The sequence below is a fragment of the Nocardia sp. NPDC046763 genome (assembly GCF_040645495.1).
Classification (GTDB): Bacteria; Actinomycetota; Actinomycetes; order Mycobacteriales; family Mycobacteriaceae; genus Nocardia.
Map to the genome: position 1 here is coordinate 245436 of NZ_JBEYYI010000002.1, position 16765 is coordinate 262200.

General features: G+C 69.5%; 12 protein-coding genes. 7 read left to right on the forward strand and 5 right to left on the reverse strand.

All coding sequences use genetic code 11. From position 1 onward, the window contains the following. Positions 1 to 4: 4 nt before the first annotated feature. Genes ABZ909_RS03985 through ABZ909_RS04000 form a run of 4 tightly spaced genes read right to left on the reverse strand, consistent with a single transcriptional unit; the run spans position 5 to position 3582 of the window. Positions 5 to 1624 carry a DUF885 domain-containing protein gene (locus tag ABZ909_RS03985; RefSeq protein WP_356996111.1) on the reverse strand — a complete coding sequence of 540 codons (1620 nt, stop codon included), beginning with the start codon at positions 1622 to 1624 and terminating at the stop codon, positions 5 to 7. A 10-nt stretch (positions 1625 to 1634) separates the two neighbouring features. After that, the gene (locus ABZ909_RS03990) at positions 1635 to 2408 is read right to left on the reverse strand and encodes an ABC transporter permease (RefSeq protein WP_356996112.1); all 774 of its coding nucleotides are present in this window, start codon (positions 2406 to 2408) and stop codon (positions 1635 to 1637) included. Next, positions 2405 to 3130, reverse strand: coding sequence for a molybdate ABC transporter substrate-binding protein (modA, locus tag ABZ909_RS03995; RefSeq protein WP_356996315.1), 726 nt, complete (start codon positions 3128 to 3130; stop codon positions 2405 to 2407). Before modA ends, ABZ909_RS03990 begins: the two co-directional genes overlap by 4 nt. A gap of 38 nt (positions 3131 to 3168) precedes the next feature. Beyond that, the gene (locus ABZ909_RS04000) at positions 3169 to 3582 is read right to left on the reverse strand and encodes a TOBE domain-containing protein (protein ID WP_356996113.1); all 414 of its coding nucleotides are present in this window, start codon (positions 3580 to 3582) and stop codon (positions 3169 to 3171) included. 140 nt (positions 3583 to 3722) lie between these two features. Between ABZ909_RS04000 and ABZ909_RS04005 the strand changes: the two genes are divergently transcribed. Then, on the forward strand, positions 3723 to 4550 hold the full coding sequence (locus ABZ909_RS04005; protein WP_356996114.1) for a hypothetical protein: 828 nt from the start codon (positions 3723 to 3725) through the stop codon (positions 4548 to 4550). A 21-nt stretch (positions 4551 to 4571) separates the two neighbouring features. On the opposite strand, the gene ABZ909_RS04010 is transcribed toward ABZ909_RS04005, so the two are convergent. Continuing rightward, complete coding sequence (locus ABZ909_RS04010; RefSeq protein ID WP_356996115.1) at positions 4572 to 6041, reverse strand: CCA tRNA nucleotidyltransferase; 1470 nt, start codon at positions 6039 to 6041, stop codon at positions 4572 to 4574. Between the two features lie 210 nt (positions 6042 to 6251). On the opposite strand from ABZ909_RS04010, the gene ABZ909_RS04015 reads away from it, so the two are divergent. The 6 genes from ABZ909_RS04015 (at position 6252) to trxB (ending at position 16764) form a co-directional block, all read left to right on the forward strand. Next, positions 6252 to 6806 carry an NUDIX hydrolase gene (locus tag ABZ909_RS04015; protein ID WP_356996116.1) on the forward strand — a complete coding sequence of 185 codons (555 nt, stop codon included), beginning with the start codon at positions 6252 to 6254 and terminating at the stop codon, positions 6804 to 6806. Beyond that, positions 6803 to 9322: a DUF6049 family protein gene (locus ABZ909_RS04020; RefSeq protein WP_356996117.1), complete on the forward strand. Its 2520-nt coding sequence runs from the start codon at positions 6803 to 6805 to the stop codon at positions 9320 to 9322. The genes ABZ909_RS04015 and ABZ909_RS04020 overlap by 4 nt, the downstream gene beginning before the upstream one ends. Before the next feature lie 470 nt (positions 9323 to 9792). Continuing rightward, positions 9793 to 13623 carry a murein biosynthesis integral membrane protein MurJ gene (locus tag ABZ909_RS04025; RefSeq protein WP_356996118.1) on the forward strand — a complete coding sequence of 1277 codons (3831 nt, stop codon included), beginning with the start codon at positions 9793 to 9795 and terminating at the stop codon, positions 13621 to 13623. Positions 13624 to 13909: 286 nt separating this feature from the next. After that, a complete protein-coding gene (gene sigM / locus ABZ909_RS04030; RefSeq protein ID WP_356996119.1) occupies positions 13910 to 14497 on the forward strand; it encodes an RNA polymerase sigma factor SigM in 588 nt (195 codons plus the stop codon). Positions 14498 to 14598: 101 nt separating this feature from the next. Then, complete coding sequence (locus ABZ909_RS04035) at positions 14599 to 15510, forward strand: hypothetical protein (RefSeq protein ID WP_356996120.1); 912 nt, start codon at positions 14599 to 14601, stop codon at positions 15508 to 15510. A 270-nt stretch (positions 15511 to 15780) separates the two neighbouring features. Beyond that, positions 15781 to 16764 (forward strand): thioredoxin-disulfide reductase, encoded by a 984-nt coding sequence (gene trxB / locus ABZ909_RS04040; RefSeq protein ID WP_356996121.1) that lies wholly within the window; start codon positions 15781 to 15783, stop codon positions 16762 to 16764. The last annotated feature ends 1 nt before the right edge of the window (position 16765 follow it).

The following is a 16765-nucleotide window of genomic DNA, read 5'->3' on the forward strand; positions in this document are numbered from 1 at the left end:
CGAATCAGCTCCCGTCGATCCCGAGCAGCGTGCGCAGATGGCGCGGGGCGGGGGAGCCGTGGGACAGCATGGCGTCGTGCCAGTCGCGCAGCAGAGTGGCGGCCGGGCGCGCCGCGGCCACGGCGGCGACCTCGGTGTAACCGACGAAATAGGTCGAGAGCTGGGTCGAGCTGAGCAGGGTGCGGCGCCACTTGCCGGCGGCCTCGCCCTCTTCCTGGAGGCCGCGGTCCCGCATCAGCCACATGGCCTCGGCTTCGGTCATGCCGTCGCAGTGCACCGACTGGTCGAGGATGGCGTTGATGGTCATGCGCAGGTGGGACTTCAGCTGCTGCAACCGCACCGGCAGACCGCCGAAACCGTTGTCGGCCATGAGTTTCTCGGTGTAGACCGCCCAGCCCTCGATGAAGGTGCCGCTCCAGCACAGCGCACGCACGGGGGTGGAGCCGCGGAAGCGGCGCGACCGGGCGAGTTGCAGGTAGTGACCGGGCATGGCCTCGTGCACGGTCAGATTGCGCATCATGTGGTTGTTGTATTCGCGATAGAACGAGGTCACCCGCTCGGGCGACCAGGCCGCCGGGGTCGGTGCAATGGCGAAAAAGGTGGGCAGCTCGGCGGTTTCGAGTGGGCCGACGGGATCGCAGTACGCGACCGCCACCCCGCGCGCGAACTCCGGCATCTCCTGGATGACCAGCGGATCCTCGACCAGGGTGGCCAGGTCGTGGTCGCGGACGAAGGCTGTGGCCTCCGCCAGCGCCGCGGCCGCCACCGCGACCACCGTGTCATCGGCCGGGCGGTCCGCCGACAGCTGCGCCAGCGCCCGGCGAACGGTCTCCGCATCCGGATTCGGGACACCGAGCAGTTCGCCTGCCGCGGAGCGGATCTCGCCGGTCAGGTGGTCCAGGTGCCGGTACGCGCGGTCCAGGATCTCCCGCGCGCCCAGCTCGGTGTCCAGGGTGTGCCAGAGCTTGGCCTCCCACAGCCGGCGGCCCAGACGCGGATCGCGGTCCGCGCCCTCGACCCGGCCGGTCAGCCACGAGGTGAAGTCGGTCAGCGCCGACATCGCCGCGGTGGCAGCGGGTTCGATCTGGAAGCCGGGTACCTCGGCTGCCAGCGCGGGCACCTGGTCGCGCACCAGCGCGGTCACGCCGCCGAACTGCCCGATGGCGGTCTCGACGTGCACGCGCGGCATCTCGCCGAGCAGCACGCGGGCGGTGGCCAGCGCGTCGGGCAGCGCCGTCAGCCGATCGCGCAGCGCCGCCAGCCGTACCTCGGCGGGCGCGAACGGACGCGCCAGCAGGTGGTGGAGCAGCGGTCCGGGATTGTGCACCAGCGGATTCCACTCGTGCTCCCGGATTTCGGTGAACTCGAACAGCAGGCCGTCGACCCGCTGCTGCAGGAGCGCGAGATCGACGCCGTCCTCGGGGGCCAGGTCGTCCGGATCGACCTCGGCCAGGGTGTGCGAGGCCTCGCGTAGCAGTTCGCAGTGCCCCCGCACCGCCTCCGCCGACCAGTCGGGGAGCCGATGGTCGGCGCGGTGATCGCCGACCGAGGCGGCCAGCTGCGGGACGGCGGTCAGCAGCGCTTCGACGATGCGCTCGGCACGGGAGACGAATATCGGCGACATGGCAGCCACGCTAGCGCGCCTCCGGCCGCCGGTAGGCCACCAGCACGATCACCGCGGCGACCAGCACCAGCAGCAGCGAAAGCGCCACGGCGGCATCCGGATCGGACTCGCGCTGGAGATAGATCTCCAGCGGCAGCGTGCGGGTCTTCCCCTGCAGGCTGCCCGCGAAGGTGAGCGTCGCGCCGAACTCGCCCAGGGCGCGGGCGAAGGCCAGGATCGTGCCCGACACCAGTGCGGGGCGCAGCAGCGGCAGTGTCACCCGCCACCACACCAGCGACGGCCGCGCACCCAGGGTGGCCGCGATCCGTTCGTAGCGGTCGCCCGCGGTGCGCATCGCACCCTCCAGCGTGATCACCAGGAACGGCAGCGCCACGAAGGTCTGTGCCAGCACCACCGCGGTCGTGCTGAAGGCGATGCGGATGCCGAGCGACTCCAGCTGGTGGCCCACCAGCCCGTTCCGCCCGAACAGGTACAGCAGTGCCAAACCACCCACCACCGGTGGTAATACCAAGGGCAGCAACACCAGTGCGCGCAGCACCGGCAGCGCCCGCCAGTGCGAGCGGGCCAGCACCGCGGCCATCGGCACACCCAGCAGCACACACAGCAGCGCGGCCGCCACGGAGGTGCGCAGGCTCAGCAGCAGCGCCACCCGCGAGGACTCCGAGGTGATCAGAGCCAGGAAATGCGACCAGTCCACCGCCCCGGTCAGCGCCACCACCGGACCGGCCACCAGCACGAAGCCGATGGCCGCCGGCAGCAGCAGCCAGACCGGGGGCTTGATCACGGCCGCCCGAAACCGGCCTGCTGCAGCGTCTTCTGGCCATCGGGCCCGGTGACCAGCGTGACGAAGTCCTTGGCGGCCGCGGCATTCTTCGAATCCGCCACGGTGGCAATCGGATAGGTGTTCACGGCGGTCGCGGACTCGGGGAAGCTCACCGTCGTCACCTTGGTACCCGCGCCCGCCGCGTCGGTGACGTAGACCAGGCCCGCGTCGGCCTGCCCCGAGGTCACCTTGGCCAGCACGTCGGTCACCGAGGACTCCTCGCTGACCGGCGAAATCGACACGCCCGCACCGGAGGTCACCTTCTTGGTGGCCGAACCGCACGGCACCTGCGGCGCACACACCACCAGGCGCAGCCCGGACTTGGACAGATCCGCCAGCGAACCGATGTGCGCCGGATTGCCCGGCGGCGTCACGATGGTGAGGACATTGGTGGCGAAAGTCTGCGGCTTGTCGGTGATCCGGCCGCCCTTCACCGCCTTGTCCATGTTCGCCTGATCGGCGGAGGCGAAGACGTCGGCGGGCGCGCCCTGATTCAACTGCGCCACCAGATCCGAAGAACCGGCGAAGGAGAAGGTCACCTTCGTGCCGGGGTGCGCGCTCTCGTACCGGGTACCCAGCTGGGTGAACACCTGCTGGAGCGAGGCTGCCGCGAAGACCGTGATCGTCTTGGTGTCACTGTTGTCCGAGGAGGAACCGCAGCCCGACAGCAGACCCGCGCCCAGCACCGCGGTCGCGGCCAGAGCGGCTCCGGACCTGGAACCTAGGCCGCGCCACCGGTTTCCGTGGCGGTCTCCACCACCACCGTGGTGGCCTTCACACTCGCCCACGCCACGCTGCCCGGTTGCAGCCCCAGCTCGCGCACCGACTCGCTGCTCATCAACGACACGACTGTGAACGGTCCGCATTGCATCTCCACCTGTGCCATCACGGTATCGGCCACCACCCTGGTGACCAGTCCCGGAAAACGATTGCGTGCCGAACTGGCACTAGCCATCCGGGTCTGCGGAGTGCGAGCCTGCTCGACGGCCAGTTCCGCGAGCTCGCTGCCATCCACCACCAGGCGACCGGATTCGTCCTTGCGCGCCGACAGCACGCCACCGTCTATCCAGCGGCGCACGGTGTCGTCGCTGACACCCAGCAGCCGGGCGGCGTCACGAATCCGAATTTCGGGCATGACAAGCAGGATAGATCCGCAAATACGGAAGTACCAATCGAATCGATCCGTAGATGCGGATCACGTCGGTCCGTAAGGTGTTCCAGTTCACTTTTGCGCCGCTGGCGCCGTCACCGGCGGCCAGTACGCTCGAAGCAATCATGGCCACGTATTTCGATCCGAAGGCCTGGTCACCCCTGCGCGCGGTGGACCTGGGCATGGACCTCGGAAGACGCTTGTTCGACCAGAGCTGGCTGGACCAGTGGACCAGTTTCACCACCGCCTGGCTCGAACCAGCCGCCGACTTCGGGGCCGGGACAGTCACCGCGCTCATGCCAGATGTCCTCATGACGCTGCTGTCGGAGGGCATCCTCAGCCAGTTCGGCGGGCAGGAGGTCAGCGCCACCCTGCTCGGCCACGACCTGCGAGCCACCCTCCACACGCTCAAGGTGCGCCGGCGCGGGGCGCACTTCCAGACCAAAACCGTGCTCACCGGGCTGCTCTGGAACGCACACCCCATCGAGGAACTCACCGTCATCGCCCACGGCGTGCGACTGATACCCGGCGTCCCCACCAAACTGCGGACCTCACAGCTCGACCTCAACGGCGTGATAACCCTTGCGGCACTGCTGGAGTGGATCAACACCTGGCAGCCCGACTGGGAACTGGAGCCCGGCGACGAGGGGCTCATCCGGGCCCGCCACCGGCGCCGTCACATCCGGGCGCTGGCCGCGGCCGAGATCGCCGACAACGTCCTGTCCATCACCGTGCACCGCGCCCACTGGCGAAAGGTGCGCGCGCCCAGGCGATTCACGACACTCAACCCGATTCCGCTGTCGGGGCTGCCCAGCGAGGCGCGCATCAGCCGGGCCGAACACGTCGGGGAGCACGTGTTCTTCAGCGTCGACCTGCCCGCGATCACCGGCTCGTTCGATCTCGCGCAGATCCGCTCGGCCATCGTCGCGGGGACGACGCTGATCATCTTCTAGCCGGGGAACCGCCACTCCGGGCTATCGAACCTGCTGCGTCGGCCACCATTCGAGCAGGGCCGCCTCGGCCTCTTCACGGGTCATCGGACCACGGTCCAGGCGCAGTTCCTTCAGGAAACGCCACGCCTTGCCGACATCCGGTCCCGGCTTCAGGTCCAGCAACTCCATGATCGAATTGCCATCCAGATCCGGGCGCACCCGCTCCAGATCCTCCTGCTCCCGCAGGCGTTCGATCCGGGTCTCCAGCTCGTCGTAGGTCGAACGCAGGGCGGCGGCGCGGCGCTTGTTGCGGGTGGTGCAGTCGGCGCGGACCAGCTTGTGCAGACGGGAGAGCAGCTCCCCGCCGTCGGTCACGTAGCGGCGCACCGCCGAATCGGTCCACTGCCCCTTGCCGTAGCCGTGGAAACGCAGATGCAGGTACACCAGCCGCGCCACGTCCTCGGTGAACTGCTTCGGATACTTCAAGGCGCGCATGCGCTTTCGCACCATCTTCGCGCCCACCACCTCGTGATGGTGGAAGCTGACCCCGCCGCCGGGCTCATTGCGCTTGGTCGGCGGCTTGCCGATGTCATGCAGCAGGGCGGCCCAGCGCAACACCAGATCCGGATCGCCCTGCTCCTGGTCGATGGCCTGGCGCAGCACGGTCAGCGAGTGCTGGTAGACGTCCTTGTGCTGATGGTGCTCGTCGATCTCCAGCTGCATGGCCGGAACCTCCGGTAGCACCCGTTCGGCCAGGCCGGTCTCGACCATGATGTCGATGCCCTCGGTCGGGTATTCGCCGCCGATCAGCTTGTCCAGCTCCGCCCGTACCCGTTCGGCTGTGATGCGATCGATCTCCGGGGCCATCTCGACGATCGCCTCCCGAACCCGCGGCGCCAGCCGGAAACCCAGCTGCGAGACGAAGCGCGCGGCGCGCAGCATGCGCAGCGGGTCGTCCTGGAACGAATCATGCGGCAGCGCAGGCGTATCCAGCACCCCGGCCAGCAGCGCCTCGACGCCGTGCAGCGGATCCACGAACTCCAGCTCGCCCAGCGCGCCGATGCGCACCGCCATGGCGTTGACCGTGAAATCGCGGCGCACCAGATCACCCTCGAGGGTGTCGCCGAAGGTGACCTCCGGATTGCGAGATACGCGGTCGTAGGCGTCGCTGCGGAAGGTGGTGATCTCCAACTGCTGCCCGGACTTGGACGCGCTCACCGTGCCGAAGGCCAGACCGCCGGTGTCCCACAGGTGATCGGCCCAGCCGCGCATCAGCTCCTGCACCACCTCGGGGCGGGCGTCGGTGGTGAAGTCCAGATCGGTGCCCAGCCGGCCGAGCACCGCGTCACGCACACTGCCGCCGACCAGATACAGCTGATGACCGTGCGCGGCGAACAGTTCACCCAGCGGAGTCAGGACATCCGAGAGCCGTCCCAGCGTTATCGCGGCCGCCGCCAGCAGGCGAGTACGGCGATCCTCCACGGCTGCTTCCTCGGACTTCGGCGAAACCACGAAAAGGGAGCCTACCCAACTCTCGATAGCTCTCAGGGGCTCCGCCCCCCGAACCCCCGGGAAGCAGACCTCGGCGGCTTCGCCCCCGACCCCCCGGACGGGGCCGGCGTGCCGCCCGGCGAGCGGTATCTACCTGCTATGAGAGCTCTGTATATATAGGAGCTACCGCGCTGGGGCGGGTGCGGCCGCCTTCACCTATAGACTGACGCGGTGTCCCCGGCCGATCGCGCGAACAGTCGACGCCGCCAGCCCCGGCGGCGTGGTTCGGCCGGTAATGCGGCGAAATCCACCGGTGCGGCCAAGCCCCGCATGCGCACGGTCCGCGAAACCTCCGCGGGCGGACTGGTGGTGGACGGCCTCGACGGCCCCAGCGAGAAACGCTGCGCCGCCCTCATCGGACGCACCGACCGGCGCGGACGACTGCTCTGGTCGTTGCCCAAGGGCCACATCGAAGAGGGCGAGACCGCCGAGCAGACGGCCATTCGCGAGGTGCAGGAGGAGACCGGCATCCACGGCACCGTGGTCGCCGAACTCGGCAGCATCGATTACTGGTTCGTCACCGAGGGCCGGCGGGTACACAAGACCGTGCACCACTATCTGATGCGCTCACTCGGTGGTGAGCTCTCCGACGCCGACGTCGAGGTCACCAAGGTGGCCTGGGTTCCCTTGAGCGAACTGGACTCCCGGCTCGCCTACGCTGACGAACGCAGGCTGGCCGAGGTCGCCAACCGGCTGATCGACCGGATGGAGAACGGCAGACAATGACGCGTGCGGGATCGCAGCGCACGCTGCTTTCACTCGCCGCGGTAATGCTGGCGGTGCTCACGACGCTGGGAATCGGACCCGGAATCGGCACACCCATTGCCGCCGCCGAACCCACCGGCAGCGGCAGCGGACAGCCGAGCGGACCGAAATTCCTGAAGCTGTCCCTGGATTCGGTGACGCCCACCGCCATCACCGCCGCCAGCGACCCCTACTTCGTGGTGTCGGGCACCGTCACCAATATCGGCGACCGGCCGGTGGACGACGTCAGCATCCGCATCCAGCGCGGCGCGGCCGTCACCAACCCCAGCGGGCTGCGCTCCACCCTGCGCCTGGACCAGGTCAACTACGACATCAACGGCGAATTCCAGGACGTCTCGGACCAATTGACCCCGGGGCAGCGCAAACAGTTCAGCCTCACCGTCGCGCTGCACGCGGGAACCGATCTGCCCAGCGGCATCTCATCGCTCGACATCGCCGCGCCCGGCGTCTATCCGCTGCTGCTCAATGTGAACGGCCAGCCCGCGTACGGCGGGCAGGCCCGCCTCGACGACGCCCGCTTCCTGCTGCCAGTACTCGGCGTCCCCGGCACCGACCCCAAACGCGCGCTCGCACCGGCCGCTCCGCCCGCCGTCGACGCCCCACCGGTGGCCGCCACCATGCTGTGGCCGCTGGCCGACCGGCCCCGCCTGGTCGCCGGACGGCCCGGCACCCCCGACGGGCAGGCGCTGCTCACCGACGACGACCTGGCCGCCTCACTCGCGCAGGGCGGACGCCTCGACCAGTTGCTGTCGGCCCTGGAGAGCGTGGTCAAACCCGACAGCGGGCGCGACCGCAACCTCGTCAACGCGCTCTGCCTGGCCGTGGACCCGGACCTGCTCATCACCGTGTCCGACATGACGAGGGACTACCGGGTGCTCGCCAGCCCCTCGGATCCGGACGGGCCCACCCGCTCCGGCACCGGCAGCCACGCCGCCAAGGCGTGGCTGGAACGGCTGCGCGCCCTCGCACCCGGAATGTGTGTGGTGGCACTGCCGTTCGCGCAGGTCGACCCGAGCGCGCTGGCCGCCGCCGGCGATGTCACGCTGGCCGATCGCGCGCTCAACGCGCCCGCCGACCTGATCGACTCCCTGCTCGCGGTGAAATCGGTGCGCGGCGTGGCCATTCCGGACGCCGGGACCGTCGACACCGACGGCGCCACCCTGTTCGCGCACCACGGCTTCACCACCACCGTGCTCGCCGACAATGCCGTGACCACCGGCGACAACCGCGCCAACTTCACCGCCGCCAAGACCCCGCCGGGCGGCGCCGCCCCCGAACCCGGGACCCCCGACGTGGTGAACCTCGCCGACGTCGCCCTGCCGCCTGCCGCCGGCGCGACCCCGCCGCCCGTGCCCGCCACACTGCACGCCGCCACCTTCGACATCTGGGCCGCGACCGCCCTCGCCGCCATCGGATCCAATCCACCCACACCGCCTTTCACCCCCGACAAGGTCCGCTACGACGTCACCAACGACTCCCGCGCCGCCCGACTGCAGGACGCGCTCGGGGCCATGACCTGGACCGCGCTCAACCCGGAACCCGGCCGCCCGCGCTCGGCGCTGCTGATGCCGCCGCAGCAGTGGGGCGCCAACCGGGACGAGGCCTCCACCGTGCTGGGGCAACTGGACCTGCTGGTCAAGAACGGCCTGGCCACACCGCGGCCGTTCACCGATCTGGTTGCGCAGCAGCCGGATCCGCAGGGTTACGAGCTCGACTACCCGAGCGGGGCCACCGACGACGCGGTACCCGCACACTTCGCCGAACCGGTGCACCAGCAGGCCCAGCGCATCACCGAGCTGATGAGCGCGCTGGTGGACGTGCCGCAGCAGGAGCTCAGCCCGCGCGCCTTCCTCACCCCGCTGCGCGACGACCTGATCCGGGTGCTCTCGCTGTCCGACCGGCGGGCCGGGGCCGCCGCGGCGGACACCAACGCCCAGCGCCGGCTCGACCAGACCACCAAAACCATGGACAATCTCTACGGTTCGGTGACGGTGCTGCCGCCCGGCGGTGTCTACACCCTGGCCTCCGAGCAGAGTCCGCTGCTGCTGGTGGCCCGCAATGACCTGCCGGTGGCCATCCGGGTGCGCTTCAAGATCGACGCGCCGGCCGAGACGAACATCACTGATATCGGCGAACAGCAGCTGCCCGCCAAGGGGAATCGATCCTTCCAGATCCCCACCGAGGTGTCCGACAGCCGAAACCTGGTCATTCCCATCGCGCTTACCACATCCGACGGGGTGCCGCTCGGCAATGCCGTATCGGTATCGGTGCGGTCCAACGCCTACGGTCAGGTGTTGGCAATAATTACAGCGTGCGCCTGTGCGCTGCTGCTCCTGCTGGTCGGCCGCCGGCTCTGGCACCGCTTCCGCGGACAGTCCGACCCGGCCGACGAAGGGTTCGAACCCGAACCCAGAGGCGGGGACAACAGTGCGGGGCACGTGGGTAAGCGGGACAAGAAACGACAGGAGGCACGGTGAGCGAGTACGGCGGGCCGCGCTCATCCGGCCGACCAGAGGGACCCGACGGGCCGCCGCCGCGGCGCACACCATCGGCGCCGTGGGAACGCGGCGCTCCCCGCCCCGGCCCGCGCGGGCCGCAGGGCCCAGCCTCCGGACAGCAGCGGGCGGTTCCCGGTAATCCGCAGGGATATCCTGGCCAGCCGTATCCGGGACAGCCGTCCGGTCCACAGCGGCAGGTGCCGCGGCCCGGCGAATCCGGGCCCATCATGCACCGCCCCCGCCCCCAGCAGGGACGACCCGATCCCATGGCGGGCGGGCGCGTCCCGGCCGAAGAGCGCTACCACTGGGGACACCCCGGCGGCGAAGGCAACCGCCCGCAGGGCCCCGGCCCACAGCGATACCCGACACCGCCGATCTCGAACCCGCGCCCGAGTCCGTCGACCGGTCCACAGCGGCAGGCTCCGTCGACCGGTCCACAACGCCAGGCGATGCCGCGCACCGGGACCGTCGCACAGGTGGAGGAGAAGCCGGACAACTCGAACGCCAAACTGGTCCGGGACACCGGGTCCCTGGCCATCGCGACCCTGATCAGCCGCATCACCGGTTTCGCCAAGCAGGCACTACTGCTGACCGTGCTCGGCCCCGCCATCGCCAGTGCCTTCACCATCGCCAGCTCCATCCCGAACATGATCTCGGAGCTGCTACTCGGCGCGGTGCTGACCGCGATCGTGGTTCCCACCCTGGTCCGGGCCGAGCGCGAGGATGCGGATGGCGGAGCGGCCTTCGTGCGCCGCCTGTTCACCACGGCGCTCGCCGTCCTCGGCACCGGCACGGTACTCGCGCTGATCCTCACACCGGTCCTGACCAAGCACGTCTTCCTCGCCTCCGACAGCAAGGTCAATTCCGGGCTCACCACCGCGCTGACCTTCATGCTGGTCCCCGCGGTGCTGCTGTACGGAATGTCCGCACTGCTCATGGCGATCTTGAACACCCATCAGGTGTTCAAGCCCGGCGCCTGGGCGCCCGTCCTCAACAACTGCGTCGCTCTGGTGGTTCTGGGCCTGTATGCACTGACCCCGGGTGAGATCACTCTGGATCCGGTTCGAATGGGCGAACCGAAGCTGCTGCTACTCGGTATCGGCACCACGCTCGGCGTGGCGGTCCAGGTGGCGACGCTGCTGCCCGCGATCCGCAGGCAGGGCATCGATCTACGGCCGCTGTGGGGGATGGATGCGCGCCTCAAGCAGTTCGGCGGCATGGCCGCGGCCATCGTCCTCTATGTCCTGATCAGCCAGATCGGTTTCAGTTTCACGCTGCGCATCTCGTCGCACGCCGATGTCGCAGGTCCGACCATCTACCAGAACGCCTGGCTGCTACTGCAATTGCCATGGGGTGTGCTCGGCGTGACCCTACTGACCGCGATCATGCCGCGGCTGAGCCGCAACGCGGCCGCCGACGACACACCGGCGGTGGTGGACGATCTCGGCGCGGCAACCCGGCTGACCATGATCGCGCTGGTCCCCATCGTCACCTTCCTCACCTTCGCCGGACCCCAGATCGGCGAGGCGATCTATGGTTACGGTCGCTTCGGCGGCGACGCCGCGCGACTCGGCGAGGCGGTGTCCTGGTCGGCGTTCAACCTGATCCCGTACGCGCTGGTGCTGATTCACCTGCGCGTCTTCTATGCGCGTGAACAGGCGTGGACACCCACCTGGATCATTCTCGGCATCACCAGCGTGCAGATCACCCTGTCCGCGCTCGCACCGGTTCTCGTCTCACCGGACAATGTGGTCATCGCCCTCGGCGTGGCCCGCGGCCTCGGCTTCGTCACCGGCGCGGTCATCGGTGGCTGGCTGCTGCACCGCAGCCTCGGCGATCTGCGCATGGCGAATGTCGGCCAGACCATCACCCGCGTGGTGCTGGCTTCGCTGGCTGGTGGTGCGGTCCTGCTCATCGTGGACAAGGTGTTGGGCCTGCACCGGCTTTCGGACAGCTTCGGCGGATTCGGCTCGCTGGTGCGGGTCGGCCTCACCGCCATCGTCATGTTCGGCGTGGCATTCGGCCTGATGCGCCTGCTCGGCATTCCCGAGATCGTGGCCATCACCGTCGCGGTCTCACGCCGGCTCGGCATCACCCCGCCCGCACCGGATCTCGACCTCGACGGCACCCCGCTCGAGGACATCCACGAGACCACGCTGCTGCCCAAACCGGACCTGCGTAACGCACCGTACTACTACCGCTTCGATCCGTACCTCGACGCGCAGACCATGGTGCTGCCCGTCATCCGGCCCGATGCGGTTGAACTCACCGAAAAGACCGAGTTCCCGTACCCTGTTCGGCAGGCAAGCGCAACTGCCCAGACCAGCATGTCCGCGGACAGCCCCCGCGGCACGCCGGACAGTGCACGGACACCGGACGGCGGCTTCCGCACGACTTCGGATGCCGGCGCAGCGGTTCCGGCTCCGATACATCGGTCTTCGACATACCAGGGCGAAGGAGGAACGAGGGTGAGCGACGATGCGGCGGGCGGTGTCCCGGCCGCCGAATCCGCAACGGCCGCGGGCGGCGGGCTCTCCACGGACACCCCTCCCTCCGGCGCGGCCGGCGGAAAGCCCGGTGGCCGAGCCGAATCCGCGGCACGCTCCGGCGGACCCGGCGACCACGAGGAACCCGAGCACCTACCGGAGAAGGAGGACCACGCCGGTCCCGAAACCGGTGTGTACGAGGCCATCTCGCCGCAGATGCCGCCCATGCGGGTGGAATCGCCGAGCAAGCGCATCCAGCGCGGCCCCAAGCTGACGCCCGGCGCGTCCGTGGCGGGCGGCCGGTACCGGCTGCTGGCCAGCCACGGCGGCGCGCGCGGGCTGAAGTTCTGGCAGGCCCTCGATGTGAAACTGGACCGCGAGGTCGCGCTCACCTTCGTCGACGCCGATCAGCAGGCCACCGACAACTCCGGACACGATGGGCCGCAGGCCATCCTGTCGCGCACGCTGCGCCTGGGCCGGATCAACTCGCCCGGTCTGGCCCGCGTACTGGACGTGGTGCGCGGTTCGTCCGGCGGCATCGTGGTAGCCGAGTGGACCCCCGGCCGCTCGCTCAAGGAGATGGCCGAGACCGTGCCGTCGCCGATCGGCGCCGCGCGCGCCGTCCGGGCGCTGGCGGCCGCGGCCGAAATGGCGCACCGTGGTGGCGGTTCACTGTCCATCGACCATCCGGACCGGGTACGCATCAGCGCCGCCGGTGATGCCGTGCTGGCCTTCCCCGGCACGCTGTCCGATTCGGACGCCCAGTCCGACGTGCGGGGCCTGGGTGCCATGCTCTACGCGCTCATGACCGCGCACTGGCCGATCCGGGTCGGCGGCATCTCCGGCAGCGCGGCCACCGTCGGCGGCCTGCCGCTGGCCGACTTCGGCCCGGACGGAACGCCGGTGGAGCCCAGGACCATTCGGCCCGAGGTGCCCTTCGAGATCTCCGCGGTCGCGGTGCGGTCGCTGGAGTCCAACAAGGGCGTGCGCACCGCCGCCACCGTCCAGCACGTGCTGGAGCAGGCGTCGGTGGTGGACCAGAAGACCGACTTCATCCCGGTGCTGCGCCTGGGCCAGAAGCCGCCCAGCGCACCCGACGAGACCCTCGCCGATCCGGAACTGCTCGCCGCGGAGAAGGAACGTTCGCAGCGGATGATGTGGATCCTGGTCGGTCTGGGCGTGCTGGCCGCGCTGGTGGTCGGCGTCATCATCTGGTGGCTGCTGAGCGTCTTCGCGCCCGGCTCCTCCAACGCACCGCTCAACGAACAGCGCAATATCGGCCTCACCACCTCGGTGACGACGCCGCCCGGCCCCGGCGCGTCCCAGGCCCCGGCCAGTGCGCCCGCCACCGGCGGGGTGCCGGTGCCGGTCACGGGCGCCACGGTGTTCTCCCCGGAGGGCACCCCGGACAATGTCGGCAGCGTCGCGGCGGTGCTGGACAACAACCCGGCCACCACCTGGCGCACCGACGCCTACTTCCAGCAGTTCCCGGCCCTGAAGAAGGGCGTGGGCGTGCTGACCACCCTGGGCAGCCCCAGCAAGCTGACCAAGGTGGTCATCGAATCGCCCTCGCCCGGAACGCAGGTCGAGATCCGCACCTCGCCGACCGCCGCGCCGACCCTGGATCAGACCCAGCTGATCGGGTCGGCGGTGCTCGGCGACGGCACCACCGAGATTCCGGTGCGGGCCGATCAGCCGGCCCGCTACGTGCTGGTGTGGATCACCCAACTGGCCAACAACGGGGGCCAGTTCCAGTCTTCGATCGCCGAGATCCGGTTCGAAGCCACACCGTAGTCCGGGGGTTCGCGTTCCACTGCCGGTGACGACACCCGGCAGAGCTTCTGCTTCGATTCGTCACATTCCGACGGTCATCATCCGTCCGATTCGCCCGAACAGCCCGCCTACCAGGGCTTTTTTCGCGCAATCCACTGCTACCGAATCGTTATCTTGGATATGATCTTGCGTACTCTCGGCAAGGGGAGCTCCCGGGCGCCGGCTTCTACGGTCCCGGATGACAGCCGCACATCTCGGTGACGCCCGGCCCGTGAACAGGCCGCGCCCGCCGGTCTGAGGGGAAGCATTGTCGTCAGCGCACGAACTCGTGGAAGCACGGCAGGTCAGCGATCGCGACCTGCTCACCGCCCACGCCGGTGGGGCCCCCTACGCCTTCGCCGAACTGCTCCGCCGCCACCGCGACCATCTCTGGCAGACCGCACTACGCGCCTCCTACGGCCCCGAGGACGCCGCCGACTCGCTCCAGGACGCCCTGCTGTCCGTGCACAAGGCCGCGGGCGCCTTCCGGGGCGACTCCGAGGTGCGCAGCTGGCTGCATCGCATCGTGGTCAATGCCTGCCTGGACCGCATCCGCCGCAACAAGCTGCGCCGGACCGAACCCCTGTCCGAGGATACGGCCGACGAACCACGCTGCCCGCGAGACGATTTCGCGGCCCTGGAGGCCACCCTGATGGTCGACGCGGCGCTGTTCACCCTGCCCGCCGATCAGCGCACCGCCCTCGTCGCCGTCGAGCTCGAGGGCTACTCCATCGCGGATGCCGCTGCGCTGCTGGGCATTCCGGAAGGCACCGTCAAGAGCCGGTGCGCGCGCGGGCGGCGGCGACTCGCGGCGCACTTTCACGAAGCCGAAACCGGACATGCGATGAACACCTGAATTCCACTCGAACATCACGATATTGGGGGAACCTTGAACGGTTCCGCTGCGTCGGATACAAAGACAGGTCTGCGTTTCCTACTCGAGGCCCTGGAGGGGCAATGGAGGACACCGGAGGAGCAATGGCGGGTACCGCGGTACCTACGCCGCCCTTCTCCACCGAACTGCTCGCCGATCTACACGGCGGCAGTCTGCCGCCGGAAGAATCCGAGCGGCTCTGGCCCGCGGTCCGGCGTGACCCGGAGGCCATGCGCTATCTGCACTCACTCGACCGCGTCGACGATCGCCTGCACGACCTCGGCCGCGACGACCACATCGCCCACCCCATGCCCGCCGAGGTGGCCGCCCGTCTGGAACGCATGATCGAAGACCTCGCCACCGGCGACGAGGACCCGGCCCCGGCCACCGTGACCCGGCTGCCCGTCGCGCCGCCACTCGTCACCCGATCCACCCATTCGACCCCGCCGTCCACCACCCCCATGCCGGTGCTCGACGGCTCCATCTTCGACACCGGCCGGCTCGATCCCCGGGAGCTCGAGGATCCCGAACCCCGGGCCGCGCCCGAGGACGACACGGATCCCGGCGAGCCCATCCCGCTCGAGACCCCCTCCCGCCGCCTGCGCTGGCTCACCGTCGCCGCGGCCGCCGCGGCGGTGGTCGCGGGCGCCGTGGTGGCCGTGGACGCCGTCAGCACCCACACCGTGGCCCCGGCCGCCCAACCGGCCGCCGACGCCAACCTGGACCCGGGCATGGCGCCGACAGCCGTTCTCACCGCCATGGGCCGCCACGACATCACCGGCCCGCTGGCGGCCGGCAACGCGCTCGCCGCGTGCCTGCAGGCGGCCGGGCTGGACCGCCAGGTACTCGGCTCCCGCAGTGTCGTGTTCTCCGGCGCACCCGGAGTCCTGGTCCTCCTAGCCGGACCGAAACCCCCGCAAATCACCGCCGCCGTACTCGGAACAGGCTGCGGCCCAGGCAATCCCCAGGTCCTCGGACGAGCCGACATCGGCTAGAGGCAAACGATCCGCAAGAGCCGAGCCATCGTAGAGATCTACACAGGGCTCGCGGCCCGGCTCGATTCTGGACTGCACTTCGCCTCCCCGCGCTTGGAGCGGGGAGCGAAGCGGAGGAGCGGAGGAAGGAAGAATCGAGCCGGGCCGCGAACCGCGCGGAGCGAAGTGGAGGGCAATCAGACACGGGAACAACAGCGTTTAGGCTGTTGTTGACCGACACGCTCACGCTCGAGCGATCGAGATTCTGCACAACAGCTTCGGAGGGCCACCTTGAGCACGCCTGTTCGCGACCTGATCATCGTCGGTTCCGGTCCGGCCGGCTACACCGCCGCGGTGTATGCCGCCCGAGCGGAACTGGAACCGCTGCTCTTCGAGGGCACCCAGTTCGGCGGCGCGCTCATGACCACCACCGAGGTCGAGAACTTCCCGGGCTTTCGCGAGGGCATCATGGGCCCCGACCTCATGGAGGAGATGCGGGAGCAGGCCAAGCGCTTCGGTACCGACATCCGCACCGAGGACGTCGACGCCCTCGACCTGACCGGTCCCATCAAGAAGGTGACCGTCGGCGGCGAGGTCCACGAGGCCTACGCTGTGATCCTCGCCATGGGCTCCGCGGCGCGCTACCTGAACGTCCCGGGCGAGCAGGAGCTGCTCGGCCGCGGCGTCAGCGCCTGCGCCACCTGTGACGGCTTCTTCTTCAAGGGCCAGGACATCGTGGTGGTCGGCGGCGGCGACTCGGCCATGGAGGAGGCGACCTTCCTCACCAAGTTCGCCAGCTCGGTGACCATCATCCACCGCCGCGAGGAGTTCCGCGCCTCCCGCATCATGCTGGAGCGGGCCAAGAACAACGACAAGATCCGCTTCGTCCTGAACTCGGAAGTCGTTGCGGTGCACGGGGATACCGCGGTCACCAGCCTGACCCTGCGTGACACCCGCACCGGCGAGACCTCCGAGCTGGCCGCCACCGGCATGTTCGTCGCCATCGGCCACGACCCGCGCAGCGAACTGGTGCGCGGTCAGGTCGATCTGGACGGCGAGGGCTACGTGCTGGTCCAGGGCCAGAGCACCTACACCTCGCTGCCGGGCGTCTTCGCCGCCGGCGACCTGGTCGACCACACCTACCGGCAGGCCATCACCGCCGCCGGTACCGGCTGCCGCGCGGCCATCGACGCCGAGCGCTGGCTCGCCGAGCAGGGTGACATCACCACCAACACCCTCGATCACGCCGGTCAGCCGGTGGAAGTGAACAACTGAA